This is a genomic window from Zwartia vadi (assembly GCF_030410375.1).
GTDB classification, from domain to species: Bacteria; Pseudomonadota; Gammaproteobacteria; order Burkholderiales; family Burkholderiaceae_B; genus Zwartia; species Zwartia vadi.
The window spans coordinates 58,478-75,880 of sequence record NZ_JAUHHE010000004.1; the positions used below are offsets into that span (position 1 = coordinate 58,478).

Consider the following 17,403-nt stretch of genomic DNA (forward strand, 5'->3'; position numbering starts at 1 on the left):
CAACTGTATTAGAGATATTTGATATCGACGATCTCAAACTCTCTGATACCGGAAGGCGCCTGCACTTGGACCACATCGCCTTCGTATTTTCCAATCAAGGCCCGCGCGACGGGACTTGATACCGAAATCAGGTTGGCGCGGATGTCAGCCTCGACATCCCCCACGATCTGATAGGTCACCTTTTCACCCGATTCGAGATCTTCGATCTCGACTGTCGCACCAAACACCACACGACCATCGGCATCAATCGCACTCGGGTCGATAATCTGAGCATTGGAGAGCGTACCATCGAGCTCGCTGATGCGACCCTCGATAAAACCCTGACGTTCGCGCGCAGCATCGTACTCGGCGTTTTCAGACAAGTCACCCTGGGCTCGCGCTTCGGCGATCGCGTTAATCACGGCAGGACGTTCAACGTGCTTGAGGCGATGCAACTCAGCTTGCAAACGCTCGGCCCCACGTGCGGTAAGAGGAATAGTGGCCATCGTATTTTTTCCCAAAAAGCAAAACCCCGGATCGATGCGAAGCCGGGGTGGTGATCAAGTCTCTATTGTGAGCAAAGTTGGCAGTAAATGCAAGCTTCTCAGATTTTGACTGTCGGGAGACCTTCGGGAATCATCACATCGTCAGATATTCCTGCTTGAGCCGTGATTGTTGATCAAGCTCGCCAAAAGTCCCGGAAAAACGCACATGGCCTTTCTCTAAAACATACACACGATCGCAAACCAATTTCGCAAAGTGCATATTTTGCTCAGACAACAAAATACTCATTCCCTGTTGCTTGAGTGCGAGAATCATGGCCACCATTTGCTCAACAATGATCGGGGCCACGCCTTCGGAGGGCTCATCTAGCAGAACCAAAAAAGGGTTTCCCATTAGCGTTCGTGCAACCGTCAACATCTGTTGTTCCCCGCCACTCATTTTTCCACCCAGCCGCTGAGGCATTTCCGCCAGGTTGGGAAACAACGCGAACAACCGTTCAACTGTCCAGGCTGGCGCGGGGCTTGCATCGGGCCAAGAACGGACAGGCTGCTGGCCGACCGCGAGATTTTCAAGTACGGTCAAGTCGGTAAAGACCCTGCGATCCTCTGGAACAAAGCCCAGACCGAGGGAAGCGATTTGATAGGGTGCAAGTGTTGAGATGTCTCGATCCGTGAAACGCACACGGCCCGTTCTTTTACTCAACAAGCCCATGAGGGCTTTGATCGTGGTCGATTTACCTGCGCCATTACGCCCCATCAGCGCAACCACCTCACCGCGCCTGACCTCGAGATCGACATCGAACAAAATCTGCGCGGCACCATACCAGCCACACAAACCTTCGGCACTCAACAGCGCGGGCTGCTGAGGTTTAGGCGAAGTTTTAGGCTCCTGAATGAATTGATCTGAGGGAGATGTAGCACTTGTTTCAGGTGCCACAAAAGTCGCACCCGAGCCAAAATACACCTCTTGGACAAGGGGACTGGCCCGCACTTCAGCAGGAGAACCTTCGGCGATGAGACGACCCCTGGCCAGCACGATGACGCGGTCCGCGAATGCAAAAACAACATCCATGCTGTGCTCAGTGAATAAGACCGCGATGTGCTGCTCGACCACCAGACGCTTAGTCAGGGCCATCAGCGCGTGACGCTCTTCGGGCGCCATGCCCGCCGTGGGTTCATCCATCAGCAAAAGCTTGGGTTCATTAGCCAGAGCCATCGCGAGTTCGACGCGCTTGATGTCGCCATAGGATAGTTCGCTACAGGCGCGCTCGGCCTGGTCTGCCATGCCAACCTGCTCAAGCAGGGCTCGGGCGCGCGCTTGCGCAAACTCTCTTGCGGGCGTTGCAAAAGAAAATATTCGTCGCTGGTGAGACAGCAAGGCCATCTGCACATTTTCCAGTGCGGTCAGCGAAGAGAAGGTCTCGGCGATCTGAAAAGTGCGGCCCACACCCGCACGCCAAATCTCACGCGGCGCCCGACCAAGCAGCTCTTGACCGGACAAACTCACCGAACCCCTATCGGCGGCCAGCTGCCCATTGATCATATTAAAGGTGGTGGTTTTGCCTGCGCCATTCGGGCCGATCAAGGCCAGCAACTCACCCGGACGGATTGAAAAACTCACATCATCGACCGCGGCAAGACCGCCAAAAGACTTACCCAGATTGTTCACGACAAGCAGGCTCATCGATCACCCCGCTTAAAGATGCGACGCGCTGCGCCAGCGAGCCCCTCGGGAAATAACAACACCAGCAACAAAATAATCGCACCGAGCATAGCTCGCCAATACTCCGTGTTACGTGCGACTGTGTCGTGTAACCACGTAAAAGACAAGGCGCCCACCAGAGGACCAGCCAGTGTTTGAATACCTCCTAGGAGAACCATGACCAGACCATCGACTGATTTGCTCACGTGCAAAACCTCGGGAGATATGCTGCCCTTGGAGAAAGCGAACAACACACCTGCCAGCCCCGCAACACCGCCAGCAATCATGAACGCGCACCATTGAATATGTTTAACATCGATTCCAATGGCGTCAGCTCGCAAGGCTGAGTCCCGCCCAGCACGCATCGCGTAGCCAAAAGGCGCATGCAAGATCCGTCTAAGACCCCATACAGCGACGACGACAAGCGCGAGTGTCAACCAGTAATAATGTTTTTTTTCTGTCAGCCATTGAGCGGGCCAGACACCTGTCAAACCATTGCTGCCGCCGGTAAAGCCATCCCATTGGAAAACAACAGCCCAAGTGATTTGCGCAAAGGCAAGCGTCAGCATCGCCAGATACACACCTGACAAGCGCACACTAAACCAGCCGAATAGTGCCGCGCCGAGAACAGCGACAACCGGTGCAAGCACGAGGGTGCCCTCCATCGGGATACCAGCATATTTCAAGAGCAAGGCAGCGCCATATGCGCCCAAACCAAAATACGCAGCATGGCCAAATGAATGCATGCCTGCAGGACCCATGATGAAATGCAAACTCGCTGCAAAAAGCGCGGCGACAAGTAGGTCGATACTCAATATCGTCACGTAGGGCAACGATGGTGTCAGCCAGGGCAAGGCCACGAGCAAGGCGATCAGAACAAGCCAGAAACGACGCGCCCATTCATTCCCTGCACGCAAAGGCTGCTCGCTATGCCCCGCGTGTCGCGCCAGGGCTTGCGGCCGACCCATGAGTCCCCAGGGTCTGAGCATGAGAACCGTCGCCATCACCAAAAACTCAACCACAAGTGTGAGCTTCGAAAAAGAAATCTCAACCCCAAACAGTTCAACCACACCCAACCAGATACAGATCGCCTTGATTTCAGCAATCAAAAGCGCTGCCACGAAGGCGCCAGGTATTGATCCCATCCCGCCCACAACGACCACTACAAAGGCCGCGCCAATGATGTTGAGGTCCATTTCCAAACTCGCAGGCTCGCGAGGCAATTGCAACGCACCGCCAAGACCCGCCAAGAAAGCGCCCAGAGCAAAAACACTGGTAAACAGCCAGGCCTGATTGACGCCCAGAGCCGAGACCATTTCGCGATCCTGTGTGGCGGCACGCACATAGGTCCCCCAGCGTGTTCGGGTCAATAACAGCCATAACAAGCCCAGCACGAGCGGGCCTAGCACAATCAATAGCAAGTCATAACTCGGAAAACTGCGGCCCAGAATCTGCACCGCGGACTTGAATCCGGGCGCTCGTGGTCCAAGCAACTCTTCAGGACCCCAGATCCACAACACGGCATCTTTGATCACCAACACCAGCGCAAAGGTCGCGAGCAACTGAAACAACTCTGGCGCGCGATAAATGCGGCGCATCAGGGTGAACTCCACCACTGCGCCGAGCACACCCACACATAGCGCCGCCCCAAGGATCGCCGGCCAAAAACCAATCACAGTGGAAAATTTCGTGACCAGTGTGTAGGCGACATAGATGCCCACCATGAAAAAAGAACCATGGGCAAAATTAACGATGCGTGTCACACCGAATATCAACGACAAACCGGCCGCCACCAAAAACAAGGAGGAGGCGCCGGCCAGGCCGTTTAGGAGTTGAACAATAAAACTCGCAAGATCCATACGATGCGCTCAGCGCGTTCAATCAGCCGGTCGAAGCTTTTTCACCTCAGCGGCTGTGGGCAAAAAGTTGGCGCCATCCATGTAGCGAAAATTGACCATCACACCTTTACCGCCTTCGTTTTTGGTGCGGCCCACGAACGCACCCATGGTGGACTGATGATCCTCCGGACGGTAAGTGATCGGTCCAAATGGCGTCATCAACTGCAAACCTTTAAACGCCGCGATCAACGCCTCGACGTCCGTACTCTTGGCTTTTTTGATGCCTTCCGCCAAAGACATGATCGTGCTGTAGCCAATGATCGAACCCAACCTTGGGTAATCCTTAAAGCGCGCCTGATAGGCTTTGAGGAAAGCTTCGTGTTCGGGCGTTTTGATGCCATACCAGGGGTAGCCAGTCACCAACCAGCCTTCCGGGGCCTCGTCCTTAAGCGGGTCGAGGTACTCAGGCTCGCCCGTCAGCAAACTCACGACTTCGCGCCCCTTGAACAAGCCGCGTGTATTGCCCTCACGCACAAACTTGGCCAGGTCAGCCGCAAACAGCACGTTAAAAATCGCATCGGGTTTTGCATCAGACAGCGCTTGTACAACACTACCGGCATCAAGCTTGCCTAATGGTGGCGCCTGTTCAGCGACAAACTCGACATCGGGCTGTGCCGCCTTGAGTAGTGTTTTGAAAGTCGCCGCGGCAGACTGACCATACTCGTAATTGGGATACACAATTGCCCAACGCTTTTTGTTCATCGCTGCGGCCTCGGGCACCAGCATGGCAACCTGCATGTAAGTGGAAGCTCTCAAACGAAAGGTATAACGGTTACCGTTTTGCCAGACAATCTTATCGGTCAGCGGCTCGCTCGCCAGAAAAAATATTTTTTTCTGTTTGGCGAAATCGGTCAAAGCCAAACCAATATGAGACAGAAAAGTGCCCGTCAGCACATCAACCTTGTCGCGCGAAATCAGCTCTTCGGCTACACGTACGGCATCGCCAGGATTGGCATTGTCATCGCGGGTGATGAGCTGGACTTTCTTGCCGTTCAGCCCACCGGCCGCATTAATCTGCTCAACCGCGAGCTCCATGCCTTTTTTGTAAGGCTCCAGAAATGCAGGCTGCGCCTTGTAGCTGTTGATCTCTCCGATTTTAATGGTGCCTTGCGCAAGCGCGGCAGAGGAAAATGCCAGCGCTGCTGCAGTCTGCCACAATAAACGGGGCCACTTGAACGGGGTCGGTCGACTCATTAGTTATGCTCCAGCAATATTTCAAAATCAGGGCCATGCACTCCGGCGAACAGCCACTATAGCCTTACAGAGAAAAAACGTTAAACAAAATGAAGAGATCACACGCTCAAAGCTTGCTTATCGCATGTGTTCACCGAAGATGTCTGCCATATTTGTTATAGTTTTTTATTATCCGCCTGAAAGAAAATCCCCCATGAGTGCCTTCAACGAAGAAAAAGTCCTTAGTGTGCATCACTGGACTGACCGACTTTTTAGTTTTACGACGACTCGGGATCCCTCATTGAGATTTAGTAATGGACACTTCACCATGATCGGGCTGCGCGTCAACGACAAACCCTTGCTGCGCGCCTATAGTATCGCCAGTGCCAATTATGAAGAGCACCTTGAGTTTCTGAGCATCAAAGTCGAGGATGGTCCCCTCACCTCCCGCCTGCAGCATATTCAAGTGGGTGATTCAATAATCGTGGGCCGCAAGCCCACCGGCACTTTGCTGATCGATTATCTGCTCCCCGGCAAGCGTCTGTATTTATTCGCCTCAGGCACGGGCCTGGCGCCCTTTATGAGTGTGATCCGTGATCCAGAAACCTATGAGAAATTCCAAGAGGTCGTTCTGGTGCATGGTGTACGCGAGGTAGCCGAGCTCGCCTATCACGACTATTTGACCCAAACCTTGCCTCAGCACGAATTCCTAGGCGAGATGGTAAGCAAACAATTACGCTACTACCCGACTGTGACGCGTGAAGCGTATGCCCATACCGGACGAATCACCTCTCTCATCGAAAACGGACAACTATTTTCCGACCTCAATGTGCCCTCGCTGGACCGTGAACAAGATCGCATCATGATTTGTGGCAGTCCCGGAATGTTGCGTGATCTTAAAGCGATGCTGGAAGCAAGCGGCTTTAACGAGGGCAACACAACGCGTCCCGGTGACTTCGTGATCGAACGCGCCTTCGCTGAGCAATGAGCAGGCAGTACACTGGCTATACATTTTTGAGGATTGACACATAGCATGACTGAAATCTGGCTCGTTCGACACGGGGAAACGCCGTGGAACGTTGAGGGTCGCGTACAAGGCTGGGAAGACATCGGTCTGAATGAAAACGGCATTGAACAGGCGCGCTCACTTGCACGTCATATCAAGCGCTTGAGTGAGACGGGTACGCATCTCAATGCGATCTACAGCAGCGACCTGCAGCGCGCCCACCACACCGCGCGTATCGTTGCCGAAACGGTCGGCTTGCCTTTGACTGTCGAGCCCGGCATTAGAGAGCGGCATTTTGGTGTGCTTCAAGGTCTGATTTACAGCGAGATGGATCATCATGAGCCCGAAGCGACACGTATCTGGCGCAGCCGGGATCCCGAAGCTGAGCTTCCAAAAGGCGAGTCTCTGGGCGTTTTTCACCGCCGCGTAGTCGGATCACTCAACCAGCTTGCTCAAAAGCACGCAGGCGAGCGTGTGATGGTAGTGAGTCATGGGGGGGCGATGGACATCATCTGGAGACACGCCAGTCAAGTGGGTCTGCAGGCTAAACGTGAAGCTCCGCTTCTAAACGCCAGCCTGAACCGCCTGAAAATTTCCCCAGCCCGCTGGGAAATTTTGAGCTGGGGCGAGGTCGACCATCTGGGCGGTGGCGCTCAAACGGACGTGACAGCCTAGGTTGTGACAAGCTTAGGCTTTTTGCTCGCTGTGCTTGCGTGGCTTGCGTGGGGCGTTCACAGCTAGTTTGTCGTACAGCCAGTCTGGCAAGGCACGCATGATTTTGCCGACAACCCCCATTTGCCAGGGAATCACGATATATGACTTTTTGCGTGCGATCGCATGCGCCGCGCGTGTCGCAAACACGTCCGCATCGAGTAAAAATGGCATGCTGTAGGGGTTTTGGGCGGTCATCTCGGTGCGAATGTAGCCTGGCGCGATCGTGACCACACTCACCCCATTGGGCTGAAGCTCAAGCCTCAAACTCTCGCAGTAGGTTGCGACTGCGGCTTTTGAAGCGCTGTAGGCACCTGCTCCTGGCAGTCCACGCACCCCGGCAACCGAGGCGATACCAACCAAGGTGCCTGCGCGGGCTTGTTTCATGTGATTGACGAAGGGTTCAAAGCTCGAGACAGTCGCCAGGACATTGGTATCGATAATCGCTTTAAACACATCAAAATCATCTTGTTGTTCGGTCAGTGTCCCTGCGCTAATCCCAGCTGAAGCGATCACGATATCGACTTGTCCGACCCGCTGAATAAAGTCCTCCGCTGCCTGATGCAAAGCTTGCCGATCGCGCACATCCACAACGTAAAGGTAATGTGTGCCAGGCAAACTGCCAGCGAGGGCTTCCAGACGCTCTCCCCGACGCGCCAACAGCCCGAGGGTATGCCCCTCACCCGCATAGTGACGTGCGAGGGCTGCACCCAAGCCGCTGCTTGCCCCGGTGATGAAGACCGACATGAATTAGCGACCAGCCTGTTTAACAACACCCGAGGCGAGCAATTGCTCGATAGTCTCTTGTGTCATCCCCATCTGCTGAAGAATCTCGATCGAGTGCTCGCCGATACGTGGTGAACTCTCCACAGGACGACGATAGGGATGTGTCGGCAGGCCAATGTAGGGGATCATTCCCACGCCCTGCTGCTCAAGCATTTGCGCCAACTTCAGGTGCAGAGCCTGGGGATGATTCAGCACACCTTGATAGTCGCGCACGACAGCATGCAGGACGTCGTGCTTTTTGAATAGCGTCGTCCAGTGCTCGGTCGACTGTCCGCGCAGCTGTTGATTCATCAACTCATGCAAAGCCGCCCGATGATCAAAGCGCGTCTGATTGTCGATAAACCGTGAGTCAGTCTTCCATTCTGGCCGACCCATTGCATCGCAAATGTGATGAAAATGTTCGGTATGGACTGTCACAACAGAAATTTTGCCATCGGCGGTATCAAAAACGCCGTTTGGCGCACTAACAGAGCCAAACGGACGCTTGCCGGCGATTGCTTCTTCGATAAAACACATCCCTTGAAACGATGCGCAGGCCTCGAACAGACTCACTTCCACATGAGTGCCCTGCTGACGCGCCAAGCGCTGATACAGGGCGGTTGCCGCCCCTTGCGCAGCATAGAGACCCGTCATGATGTCCGCAGCCAGCAATCCGATTCGACGGGGTGTGCCGCGCTCATCCTGATTGGAAAACATCAAACCACTATCAGACTGCATCACGGAGTCCGTGGCCGGCGCATCGGCATAAGGACCATCCGGTCCATAGCCACTAATCGACACATACACAAGATCTGGCTTGAGGGCGGATATTTCGTCAAACCCGATACCCAGCCTCTGCGCGACCCCCGGACGAAAATTTTGCACAATGACATCCGCCTGCATCGCCATATCGCGCAAAATTTTCCGGCCAGGCTCTGTCCGCGCATCAAGTGCCAGTGCTTTTTTACCCGCGCTGTTCTGAATACCGTAGGCGCTATGGTCACCTTTGGTCACCCCCACAAAACGTATCCAGTCACCTGCGGGTGGCTCAACCTTGATCACGTCCGCACCCTGCTGCCACAAAATGTGCGCACAATAGGGGCCAGCGATTCCCTGGCTGATGTCTAAAACACGTAACCCTGTGTAAGGAAGAATCATCAGCCAGTCCACCTATGTGACAAGTTAAGAAAGCAGCGAGCGGTGCAAGTCCTGCAGTGAATAGACTTTGATGCCAAGACCTTCGCGCAGATATTGCATGCCCTCGACAGCGGCCAGCGCGCCCGCGATGGTCGTGTAGTAAGTCACGCGCGCCGCCAAGGCTTGCGTGCGGATCGCCCGTGAGTCGGTGATCGCGTTGCGTCGCTCTTCGACGGTATTGATCACGAGAGAGACCTCACCGTTTTTAAGCATGTCCACAATGTGCGGACGCCCCTCGGCGACTTTGTTCACCAACTGGACGGGAATACCCGCTTCTTGGATCGCTGCGGCAGTCCCGCGCGTGGCAACCACTTTGAAGCCTAACGCATGCAAGCCACGCGCAACTTGGACAGCTTTCGGTTTGTCGGCGTTTTTCACACTGATGAACGCGGTGCCAGACTGCGGCAAGTTGACGCTTGCGGCCATCTGAGATTTGACGAAAGCTTCGCCAAAGGTCTCGCCCACGCCCATGACTTCACCCGTCGACTTCATCTCAGGGCCGAGAATCGTATCTACACCCGGGAACTTCACGAAGGGGAACACGGCTTCTTTTACAGAGAAGTAATGCGGAACGACTTCCTTGGTGATGCCTTGTGCGGCAAGCGTCTGGCCCGCCATCGCGCGTGCGGCGATTTTTGCAAGCTGCAGACCGGTCGCTTTGGAAACGAACGGCACAGTCCGGGAAGCACGGGGATTGACCTCGAGGACATACACATCACCGTTTTGCACGGCGAACTGCACGTTCATCAATCCTTTGACATTCAAGGCACGCGCCATTAAAGCGGTCTGACGCTTAATTTCCTCTGTCATTTCGGGTGACAGAGAGTATGGGGGCAGACAACACGCGGAGTCGCCTGAATGGACGCCCGCCTGTTCGATGTGCTCCATCACGCCGCCGATAAAGACCTCTTGACCATCACACAAGCAATCAACGTCGATTTCAATTGCATTGTTCAAAAAGCGATCAAGCAAAACTGGCGAGTCATTGCTGACCTTGACGGCCTCACGCATATAGCGTTCGAGATCATTTTGCTCGTGAACGATTTCCATCGCACGACCACCCAACACATAACTTGGGCGAACAACCAAGGGATACCCGATCTCTTGGGCATGGTTGAGCGCCTCGCTCTCGGTCCGAGCAGTGCGGTTGGGCGGCTGACGCAAGTTAAGCTTGTTGAGCAGTTTCTGGAAACGCTCACGATCCTCGGCCACATCGATCGACTCGGGGCTGGTACCGATGATCGGCGCACCGTTCGCCTCAAGCGCACGCGCCAGTTTAAGAGGCGTCTGACCGCCGTACTGGACAATGATGCCAACAGGTTTTTCCTTGTGGACAATCTCCAGGACGTCCTCAAGAGTCAGAGGCTCGAAATATAAACGGTCAGAGGTGTCGTAGTCCGTTGATACGGTCTCGGGATTGCAGTTCACCATGATGGTTTCGTAGCCATCATCGCGCAGTGCCAATGCCGCATGCACGCAGCAATAATCAAACTCAATCCCTTGACCAATGCGGTTCGGCCCGCCCCCGAGCACCATGATCTTTTTGCGATCAGTAGGCTCGGACTCACACTCTTGCTCGTAGGTCGAGTAGAGGTAAGCCGTGTTGGTCGCGAATTCGGCCGCGCAGGTGTCGACGCGCTTGTAAACAGGGCGCACATTAAATTGATGACGCAGCTTACGGACTTCGGCTTCGACGGTATCAAGCAAGAAGGCAAGGCGACGATCAGAGAAACCACGGCGCTTGAGTTGCAAGAGCGTTTCAACATCGAGGTCTGCCAGCGTTCGTTGCTCAAGCTTGAGCTCGATGTCAACAATCTCTTTGATCTGGGACAAGAACCAGGGATCAATTTTGGTGAGCTGATGGACCTCGTCAAGCGTAAAGCCTTGCGCAAAAGCGTCGCCTACATACCAGATGCGCTCGGGACCCGGTTCACCCAGTTCGACTTGGATTTTTTCACGGTCGGTGGTCTTTTGGTTCAGACCATCCACACCCACCTCAAGTCCGCGCAGGGCTTTCTGAAAAGACTCCTGGAAAGTGCGACCGATCGCCATGACTTCGCCAACAGACTTCATTTGAGTCGTTAAGCGCGCATCGGCAGTAGGGAATTTTTCAAACGCAAAACGCGGCACCTTGGTGACCACGTAATCGATGGTCGGCTCAAACGATGCAGGAGTGGCACCACCCGTGATTTCGTTTTTCAACTCGTCGAGCGTGTAACCAACTGCCAGACGGGCAGCGACCTTTGCAATCGGGAAACCCGTTGCCTTGGATGCCAGTGCCGAGGAGCGGGACACGCGCGGGTTCATTTCAATGACAATCATGCGGCCGTTGTCGGGATTGACGGCAAACTGCACATTGGAGCCACCCGTATCCACACCGATTTCACGCAACACCGCGATCGAGGCGTTACGCATGATTTGATATTCTTTGTCAGTCAGCGTTTGCGCAGGGGCGACGGTGATCGAGTCACCGGTATGCACGCCCATTGGATCAAGGTTTTCGATGGAGCAAACGATGATGCAATTATCCGCGCTGTCACGCACGACTTCCATCTCGAACTCTTTCCATCCGAGCAAAGACTCTTCGATCAGCAGCTCGCTTGTTGGCGAGGCTTCAAGGCCGCGACGACAAATCGTTTCAAACTCTTCGGCGTTATAGGCGATCCCGCCGCCGCTGCCGCCAAGCGTAAAGCTAGGTCGGATCACGGTCGGGAAGCCAGAGGAACCAATTTCGGCGGCAATCCGCTTTTGAACTTCCCAGGCTTCTTCGAGGCTATGGGCCACGCCTGATTTGGCGGACTCCAGACCGATCGCATTCATCGCAACCTTGAACTTTTGACGGTCTTCCGCCTTTTCAATGGCGTGCGCATTGGCACCGATCAATTCAACGTTGTACTTTTTAAGTACGCCATGCTTGTCGAGGTCGAGTGCGCAATTGAGCGCAGTCTGACCGCCCATTGTGGGCAAGACAGCATCAGGACGTTCTTTCTCGATGATTTTTTCGACAACTTGCCAGGTGATGGGCTCGATGTACGTGACATCGGCTGTCTCAGGGTCTGTCATGATGGTCGCAGGATTGCTGTTGACCAAAATGGTGCGGTAACCCTCGGCTTTGAGGGCTTTGCAAGCCTGAGCACCGGAATAATCGAACTCGCAGGCTTGTCCGATGATGATCGGACCTGCGCCGATGATGAGAATACTTTTTAGGTCTGTACGCTTGGGCATGGTGACTCTTTAATATTTACCGGCCATCAGGCTCATGAATTGATCGAACAGGACCACTATATCGTGGGGTCCGGGGCTAGCTTCGGGGTGCCCTTGAAAACAAAATGCTGGGCGGTCCGTGAGCGCAAAGCCCTGCAGGGTGCCGTCAAACAACGAAACATGGGTCACGCGGGCATTGGCGGGAAGCGACTTGGCATCGACAGCAAAGCCGTGATTTTGTGCGGTGATAAAAACACGACCGGTGGCGAGATCCTGTACAGGATGATTAGAGCCATGATGACCCGTTTTCATCTTGAGGGCCTTGGCGCCAATTGCCAGGCCCATGATCTGGTGTCCCAGGCAGATCCCAAAAGTGGGGATCTTGCGTTCAAGAAATACCTTGGTAGCTGCGATGGCGTAGTCGCAAGGCTCCGGATCGCCAGGGCCATTGGACAAAAAGATACCATCCGGCTTCAGTGCCAGAACCTGCTCAGCCGAACTCTGGGCTGGCACGACTGTGATCCGGCAACCGCGCTCGGCCAGCAAGCGCAAGATATTCGATTTCACACCAAAGTCGTACGCCACAACGTGAGGCGATTGACTGTCGTTTGTTCCGTAACCATGGCCAAGCTGCCAGGTGGACTCGGTCCAGTTCGCATTTTTTGTCGCAGAAACAACTTTGGCTAAATCCTGACCGGTCATGCCTGGGAAGGACGCAGCGAGTTTGAGAGCCTGCTCGGCATCGTCACCAACAAAAATGCAACCACCTTGTGCGCCACCCTCGCGCAGTATGCGTGTCAATTTGCGCGTGTCGATTTCAGCGATCGCGACAATTCCCTGTGACTTGAGGTAGTCTGGCAAAGACTGGGTCGAACGAAAGTTGGAGACGCGCGCGGGACAGTTGCGCACAATCAATCCTGCAGCGTGAATTTTGGTCGACTCGACGTCCTCGAGGTTCACCCCGGTATTTCCGATGTGCGGATAGGTGAGTGTGACGATCTGACCGCTGTAACTCGGGTCTGTCAGAATCTCTTGGTATCCTGTCATTGCGGTGTTGAAGACCACCTCTGCAATAGTGTGCCCAGGCGCACCAATCGAGATGCCTTTAAACACGGTACCATCCGCGAGCGCTAGAATCGCAATTGTGGGGGTTTCAAGCTCTATTTCAGTAAATATATTAGGCAGCACAATTAACCCCGGCATCAAAATCTTGTAAGCAAACCTTGGAAGTATAACCCGATGGCCAATCTTCTCGAATCTTTACGTTCCCACACTACTGTTGTAGCCGATACTGGCGACTTCGAGGGCATGAAACGCTATCAGCCGACCGATGCAACCACGAATCCGTCCCTGATCCTGAAGGCCGTCCAGCAAGATGCCTACCGCCCCATGCTCGCGCAATGCGTCAAGGCCCATCCCAAAGCGCGACCCGATGAGCTCGTTGACCGCTTATTGGTCGCCTTTGGAAAAGAGATACTTAGTATCGTGCCTGGCCGTGTCTCAACGGAAGTTGATGCCAGATTGTCTTTTGATACGCGCGCGACGATCGACCGTGCGCGCAGGATTATCACCCTCTATGAGCAGGTCGGTTTCCCACGCAAGCGCGTGCTGATCAAAATCGCCGCGACCTGGGAAGGGATCCAAGCCGCTCGTGTCCTCGAATCGGAAGGCATTCATTGCAACTTGACGCTTTTATTCTCTCTGTCGCAAGCGGTTGCTTGCGCTGACGCGGGCGTTCAGCTGATTTCACCTTTTGTCGGCCGGATTTATGACTGGCACAAGAAACAACAAGCAAGCGCGTGGAATGAGACAGTAAACAGCGGTCTCAATGACCCGGGTGTGCGCTCTGTAACTAAAATTTACAACTACTACAAGTATTTCGGCATCCCCACTGAAATCATGGGTGCGAGCTTTCGCAATACGGGCCAGATTCTTGCGCTTGCAGGCTGCGACTTGCTGACGATCAGTCCGGAGCTTCTAGGCAGTCTAAGTGAAACGCAAGGCAATCTAGCTGCCGCGCTCACGCCCGAAGGCGCACGTGCCAGCCAGCCTCAAGCCCTACCCTGTGATGAGCAAAATTTCCGCTTTCTGTTGAATGAAGATGCCATGGCCAGCGAAAAACTGGCTGAGGGCATACGCGCCTTTGTGGCGGATGCTCGCAAACTCGATGAACTGATCGAAGCGCAACGCTGAGCTTGCGTCTATGTGGGGCGGCGCTCCATGAGCGCCCATGCCACCGTCCCTGCATCGACATATTCGATTTCGCTCCCTGCTGGCACACCGCGCGCCAGACGCGTCACCTTGATACCCAGCGCACGCAAGGACTCCGACAGATAATGCGCGGTGGTCTCGCCTTCGGCAGTGAAGTTGGTGGCCAAAATCACTTCTTTTACGACACCATTGCCAGCTCTTTTCAGGACGCGCCCAAAATCAAGCTCGTCCGGCCCCCTACCCTCTAAGGGCGCGAGACTTCCCATCAGCACGTAATACAAGCCGGAGTATCCGTGTGTCGCTTCGATCGAGTTTTGATCGGCTGGTGTCTCAACGATACATAACAAGGACGTATCGCGCTCGGGATGTTCACATGTCGCGCAAACTGGCACCTCGGTGAAACCGTTGCACTGTTCACAATGCTGCAAACGCTCGACCGCCTCAGTTAAAGCCTGGCCAAGCTGTTGAGCTGCCTGCAAATCGTGCTGAAGCAAGTGATACGCCATACGACGCGCAGTCCGAACGCCCACCCCCGGCAAGCGACGCAAGGCATCAACCAGTGCGAGGAGCGGTTGAGGTTCGGAGTTGAGTTTGGACATCAGAGTGTAGTCATCAGAAAGGCAGTTTCATTCCGGGTGGCAAGGGCATGCCAGCTGTCACGGCAGCCATTTTTTCCGAGGAAGTCGACTCGGCTTTACGCAAGGCATCATTGAAAGCTGCGGCCACCAGATCCTCCAGCATGTCTTTATCGTCAGCCAACAAGCTCGGATCAATGGCGACGCGCTTTACGTCATGGCGGCAAGTCATCGTGACCTTGACCAAACCACCGCCGGAAGCACCTTCAACCAGAATATCCGCCAAGGCATCCTGCGCCTTTTTCATGTTTTCCTGCATCTGTTGCGCCTGTCGCATCAGACCAGCAATTTGACCTTTCATCATGATGAATTTTCCTGAAAAACAATTAAAAAATGTCCGGGTGCCGCCGCTTAAACAGGCGGACTCGGCCGAACGGATCCTGGCACCACCTTGGCGCCAAAATCTTGAATCAGTGCCTGCACAAAAGGATCCTGCTCAATAGCAATCTCTGCGGCCTGCTGTCGCGCGTGTTGAGCAACTTGATCAAGCGCATGGGCTGACAGCCCTTCTCCCGCGCCAATTTCAAAAACGAGCGCGACTCTGACACCAAAGTAATCGCTCAGCACGCTACGCAAACGTTCAACAGGTGCGCCCTCGGATAAGGCCTTACTGGGCACACGCAAAGTCAGTTGATGCTTTTCTATCGCCACGCACTCTGACTGTCTGGCAAGCTGCTGAGCCATACCCGACAGGGGTAATTTAGCAGCGAAGGACGCCCAGTCTTCGGGCAGAACGAGGATATCGGGAGCGACAGACTGTGAGGATCCTGCCGAGGGCGCACGAGAATTTTGCGCGGCAGGCTTGGCCACATTGAGGCCCGCCTGCTCTTGGGCATGCAAACGCGCAAAATCCTCGGCACTCAGCGTGTACGCATCATCGGAGCCGTCGGCCCGGAAGTCAAAGCCATCCTCGGGTTCTATTGACGACTCAGGCTCGAGCTCTGGTGCTTTTGCGGTTGCAGATGCGGGTGCAGGCTTAGGTGCAGGTGCAGGTGCAGATTTAGGTGCGAACTCAGATTTTGCAATAGCTTTCGGTGTGGCAGCTTTCAGTGTGGCGGCTTTTGCGACAGCAGCTGCTGGCGCGGATGCCGATGCCGATGCCGATGCCGATGCAGATGCAGATGCCGATGCAGATGCCGATGCAGATGCCGATGCAGAAGGTTGGGTCAAATCCGCCTCAGGCATTGCAACACCTGACGCGCCACCTAATGAAAGCATCCGTAGGCATGCCATCACAAAACCCGCGTATTCGTCAGGTGCGATAGCAAGCTCGGAACGACTGTGAACCGCTACGGTGTAAAACAACTGCAAGGCGTCCGGATGCAGCGATTTCGCAAAGCGACGGATATCCATGGCAACAGGATCCGTCTCATCGACTGCGGCACTGACGCGTTGTGCAATCGCAATACGCGACAACAAGACCGCCAGATCGGCAAGCGCCGCCCGATAAGATAGACCACGTGTTGCAAGCTCATCGGCAATCTCGAGGACTGCGGCTGCCTGACCAGACTGCAGCGCATCAAGCAATCGCACTAAATGTCTTTGATCGATAGTCCCGAGCATACCTCTGACAGCTTCCTCGGTCAGGTTGCCAGCACTGTAGGCGATCGCCTGATCCGTCAGGGACAATGCGTCGCGCATCGAACCTGCGGCTGCCTGTCCGAGTAAACGCAGCGCGGGTACTTCGAAGGGAATTTGCTCCGAACCCAGGACACTCTCAAGGTGACCGACAATCGCTTCGCCAGGCATTTGCTTGAGGTTGAACTGTAAACAACGGGACAAAACCGTTACGGGTATTTTTTGTGGATCGGTGGTCGCGAGAATAAATTTGACGTGGGGTGGCGGCTCTTCGAGCGTTTTGAGCATCGCATTAAAGGCGTGTCCCGTGAGCATATGGACTTCGTCGATCATGTAGACCTTGAACCGTCCTGCGCTGGGAGAATAGACTGCCTGCTCGAGAAGCTGGGTCATTTCATCGACCCCCCGATTGGAAGCGGCATCCAACTCAAGATAATCAACAAAACGCCCTTGATCAATCTCAGTGCAAGCCTGGCAAACGCCACAAGGGGTCGCAGTGATACCTGTTTCGCAATTTAGCGATTTAGCCAAAATACGCGAAAGCGTTGTTTTACCGACACCGCGAGTTCCGGTGAACAGCCAGGCATGATGCAGGCGCTGGGTAGTCAAGGCGTGCGTCAGGGCGCGGACAACGTGATCTTGACCGACCAGCGTATCGAACGAGCGAGGGCGCCATTTACGCGCAAGGACCAGATAGCTCATAAGTTTTACCGACCACAGACGGAAATTGAAGAGGCGAGCCTGACTTCGGCACTGATTCTGCACGACTATGGCTGCTTCGTTCCCGACCTGACCAGGTTTGCCGCCGAACCATGCGAAGGGGCCCGCCAACAGCAATTTT

At 54.6% G+C, this 17,403-nt stretch carries 14 protein-coding genes, 1 other RNA gene and 1 pseudogene; 3 read left to right on the plus strand and 13 right to left on the minus strand.

Features of this window, described 5'->3' with window-relative positions; all coding sequences use genetic code 11:
• Nucleotides 1-8: 8 nt before the first annotated feature.
• The 5 genes and pseudogenes from greA to QWY27_RS04545 form a co-directional block, all read right to left on the minus strand.
• A complete protein-coding gene (gene greA, locus QWY27_RS04525; protein ID WP_290195154.1) occupies nt 9-485 on the minus strand; it encodes a transcription elongation factor GreA in 477 nt (158 codons plus the stop codon).
• A gap of 133 nt (nt 486-618) precedes the next feature.
• Nucleotides 619-1,377, minus strand: coding sequence for an ABC transporter ATP-binding protein (locus QWY27_RS04530; protein WP_290195461.1), 759 nt, complete (start codon nt 1,375-1,377; stop codon nt 619-621).
• A 42-nt stretch (nt 1,378-1,419) separates the two neighbouring features.
• Nucleotides 1,420-2,166: pseudogene (locus QWY27_RS04535) on the minus strand (ABC transporter ATP-binding protein); the annotation flags it as partial.
• The gene (locus QWY27_RS04540; RefSeq protein WP_290195156.1) at nt 2,163-4,043 is read right to left on the minus strand and encodes an ABC transporter permease; all 1,881 of its coding nucleotides are present in this window, start codon (nt 4,041-4,043) and stop codon (nt 2,163-2,165) included. The gene QWY27_RS04540 and the pseudogene QWY27_RS04535, both read right to left, overlap by 4 nt.
• Nucleotides 4,044-4,061: 18 nt before the next feature.
• Entirely contained in the window at nt 4,062-5,276 is a 1,215-nt protein-coding gene (locus QWY27_RS04545) for an ABC transporter substrate-binding protein (RefSeq protein WP_290195158.1), read from the minus strand.
• Between the two features lie 193 nt (nt 5,277-5,469).
• Here QWY27_RS04545 and QWY27_RS04550 point away from each other — a divergent pair, with 193 nt between their 5' ends.
• Entirely contained in the window at nt 5,470-6,243 is a 774-nt protein-coding gene (locus QWY27_RS04550) for a ferredoxin--NADP reductase (protein WP_290195159.1), read from the plus strand.
• 45 nt (nt 6,244-6,288) lie between these two features.
• Nucleotides 6,289-6,936 carry a histidine phosphatase family protein gene (locus QWY27_RS04555; protein ID WP_290195161.1) on the plus strand — a complete coding sequence of 216 codons (648 nt, stop codon included), beginning with the start codon at nt 6,289-6,291 and terminating at the stop codon, nt 6,934-6,936.
• Between the two features lie 12 nt (nt 6,937-6,948).
• Here the strand turns inward: QWY27_RS04555 and QWY27_RS04560 are convergent, their stop codons facing one another.
• The 4 genes from QWY27_RS04560 to carA are packed head-to-tail and all read right to left on the minus strand — an operon-like array spanning nt 6,949 to nt 13,323.
• On the minus strand, nt 6,949-7,719 hold the full coding sequence (locus QWY27_RS04560) for an SDR family oxidoreductase (RefSeq protein WP_290195164.1): 771 nt from the start codon (nt 7,717-7,719) through the stop codon (nt 6,949-6,951).
• A 3-nt stretch (nt 7,720-7,722) separates the two neighbouring features.
• On the minus strand, nt 7,723-8,895 hold the full coding sequence (locus QWY27_RS04565) for a CaiB/BaiF CoA transferase family protein (RefSeq protein ID WP_290195166.1): 1,173 nt from the start codon (nt 8,893-8,895) through the stop codon (nt 7,723-7,725).
• Nucleotides 8,896-8,919: 24 nt separating this feature from the next.
• Complete coding sequence (gene carB / locus QWY27_RS04570; RefSeq protein WP_290195168.1) at nt 8,920-12,159, minus strand: carbamoyl-phosphate synthase large subunit; 3,240 nt, start codon at nt 12,157-12,159, stop codon at nt 8,920-8,922.
• A 9-nt stretch (nt 12,160-12,168) separates the two neighbouring features.
• Nucleotides 12,169-13,323, minus strand: coding sequence for a glutamine-hydrolyzing carbamoyl-phosphate synthase small subunit (gene carA / locus QWY27_RS04575; RefSeq protein WP_353958764.1), 1,155 nt, complete (start codon nt 13,321-13,323; stop codon nt 12,169-12,171).
• 54 nt (nt 13,324-13,377) lie between these two features.
• Between carA and tal the strand changes: the two genes are divergently transcribed.
• The gene (gene tal / locus QWY27_RS04580) at nt 13,378-14,331 is read left to right on the plus strand and encodes a transaldolase (protein ID WP_290195172.1); all 954 of its coding nucleotides are present in this window, start codon (nt 13,378-13,380) and stop codon (nt 14,329-14,331) included.
• A gap of 8 nt (nt 14,332-14,339) precedes the next feature.
• Here the strand turns inward: tal and recR are convergent, their stop codons facing one another.
• The 4 genes from recR to ffs form a co-directional block, all read right to left on the minus strand.
• The gene (recR, locus tag QWY27_RS04585; RefSeq protein WP_290195174.1) at nt 14,340-14,948 is read right to left on the minus strand and encodes a recombination mediator RecR; all 609 of its coding nucleotides are present in this window, start codon (nt 14,946-14,948) and stop codon (nt 14,340-14,342) included.
• Between the two features lie 13 nt (nt 14,949-14,961).
• Nucleotides 14,962-15,288: a YbaB/EbfC family nucleoid-associated protein gene (locus tag QWY27_RS04590; RefSeq protein WP_290195176.1), complete on the minus strand. Its 327-nt coding sequence runs from the start codon at nt 15,286-15,288 to the stop codon at nt 14,962-14,964.
• A gap of 47 nt (nt 15,289-15,335) precedes the next feature.
• A complete protein-coding gene (gene dnaX / locus QWY27_RS04595; RefSeq protein WP_290195178.1) occupies nt 15,336-17,264 on the minus strand; it encodes a DNA polymerase III subunit gamma/tau in 1,929 nt (642 codons plus the stop codon).
• Nucleotides 17,265-17,293: 29 nt separating this feature from the next.
• An RNA gene (gene ffs / locus QWY27_RS04600) (signal recognition particle sRNA small type) lies at nt 17,294-17,391 on the minus strand.
• Nucleotides 17,392-17,403: the final 12 nt, after the last annotated feature.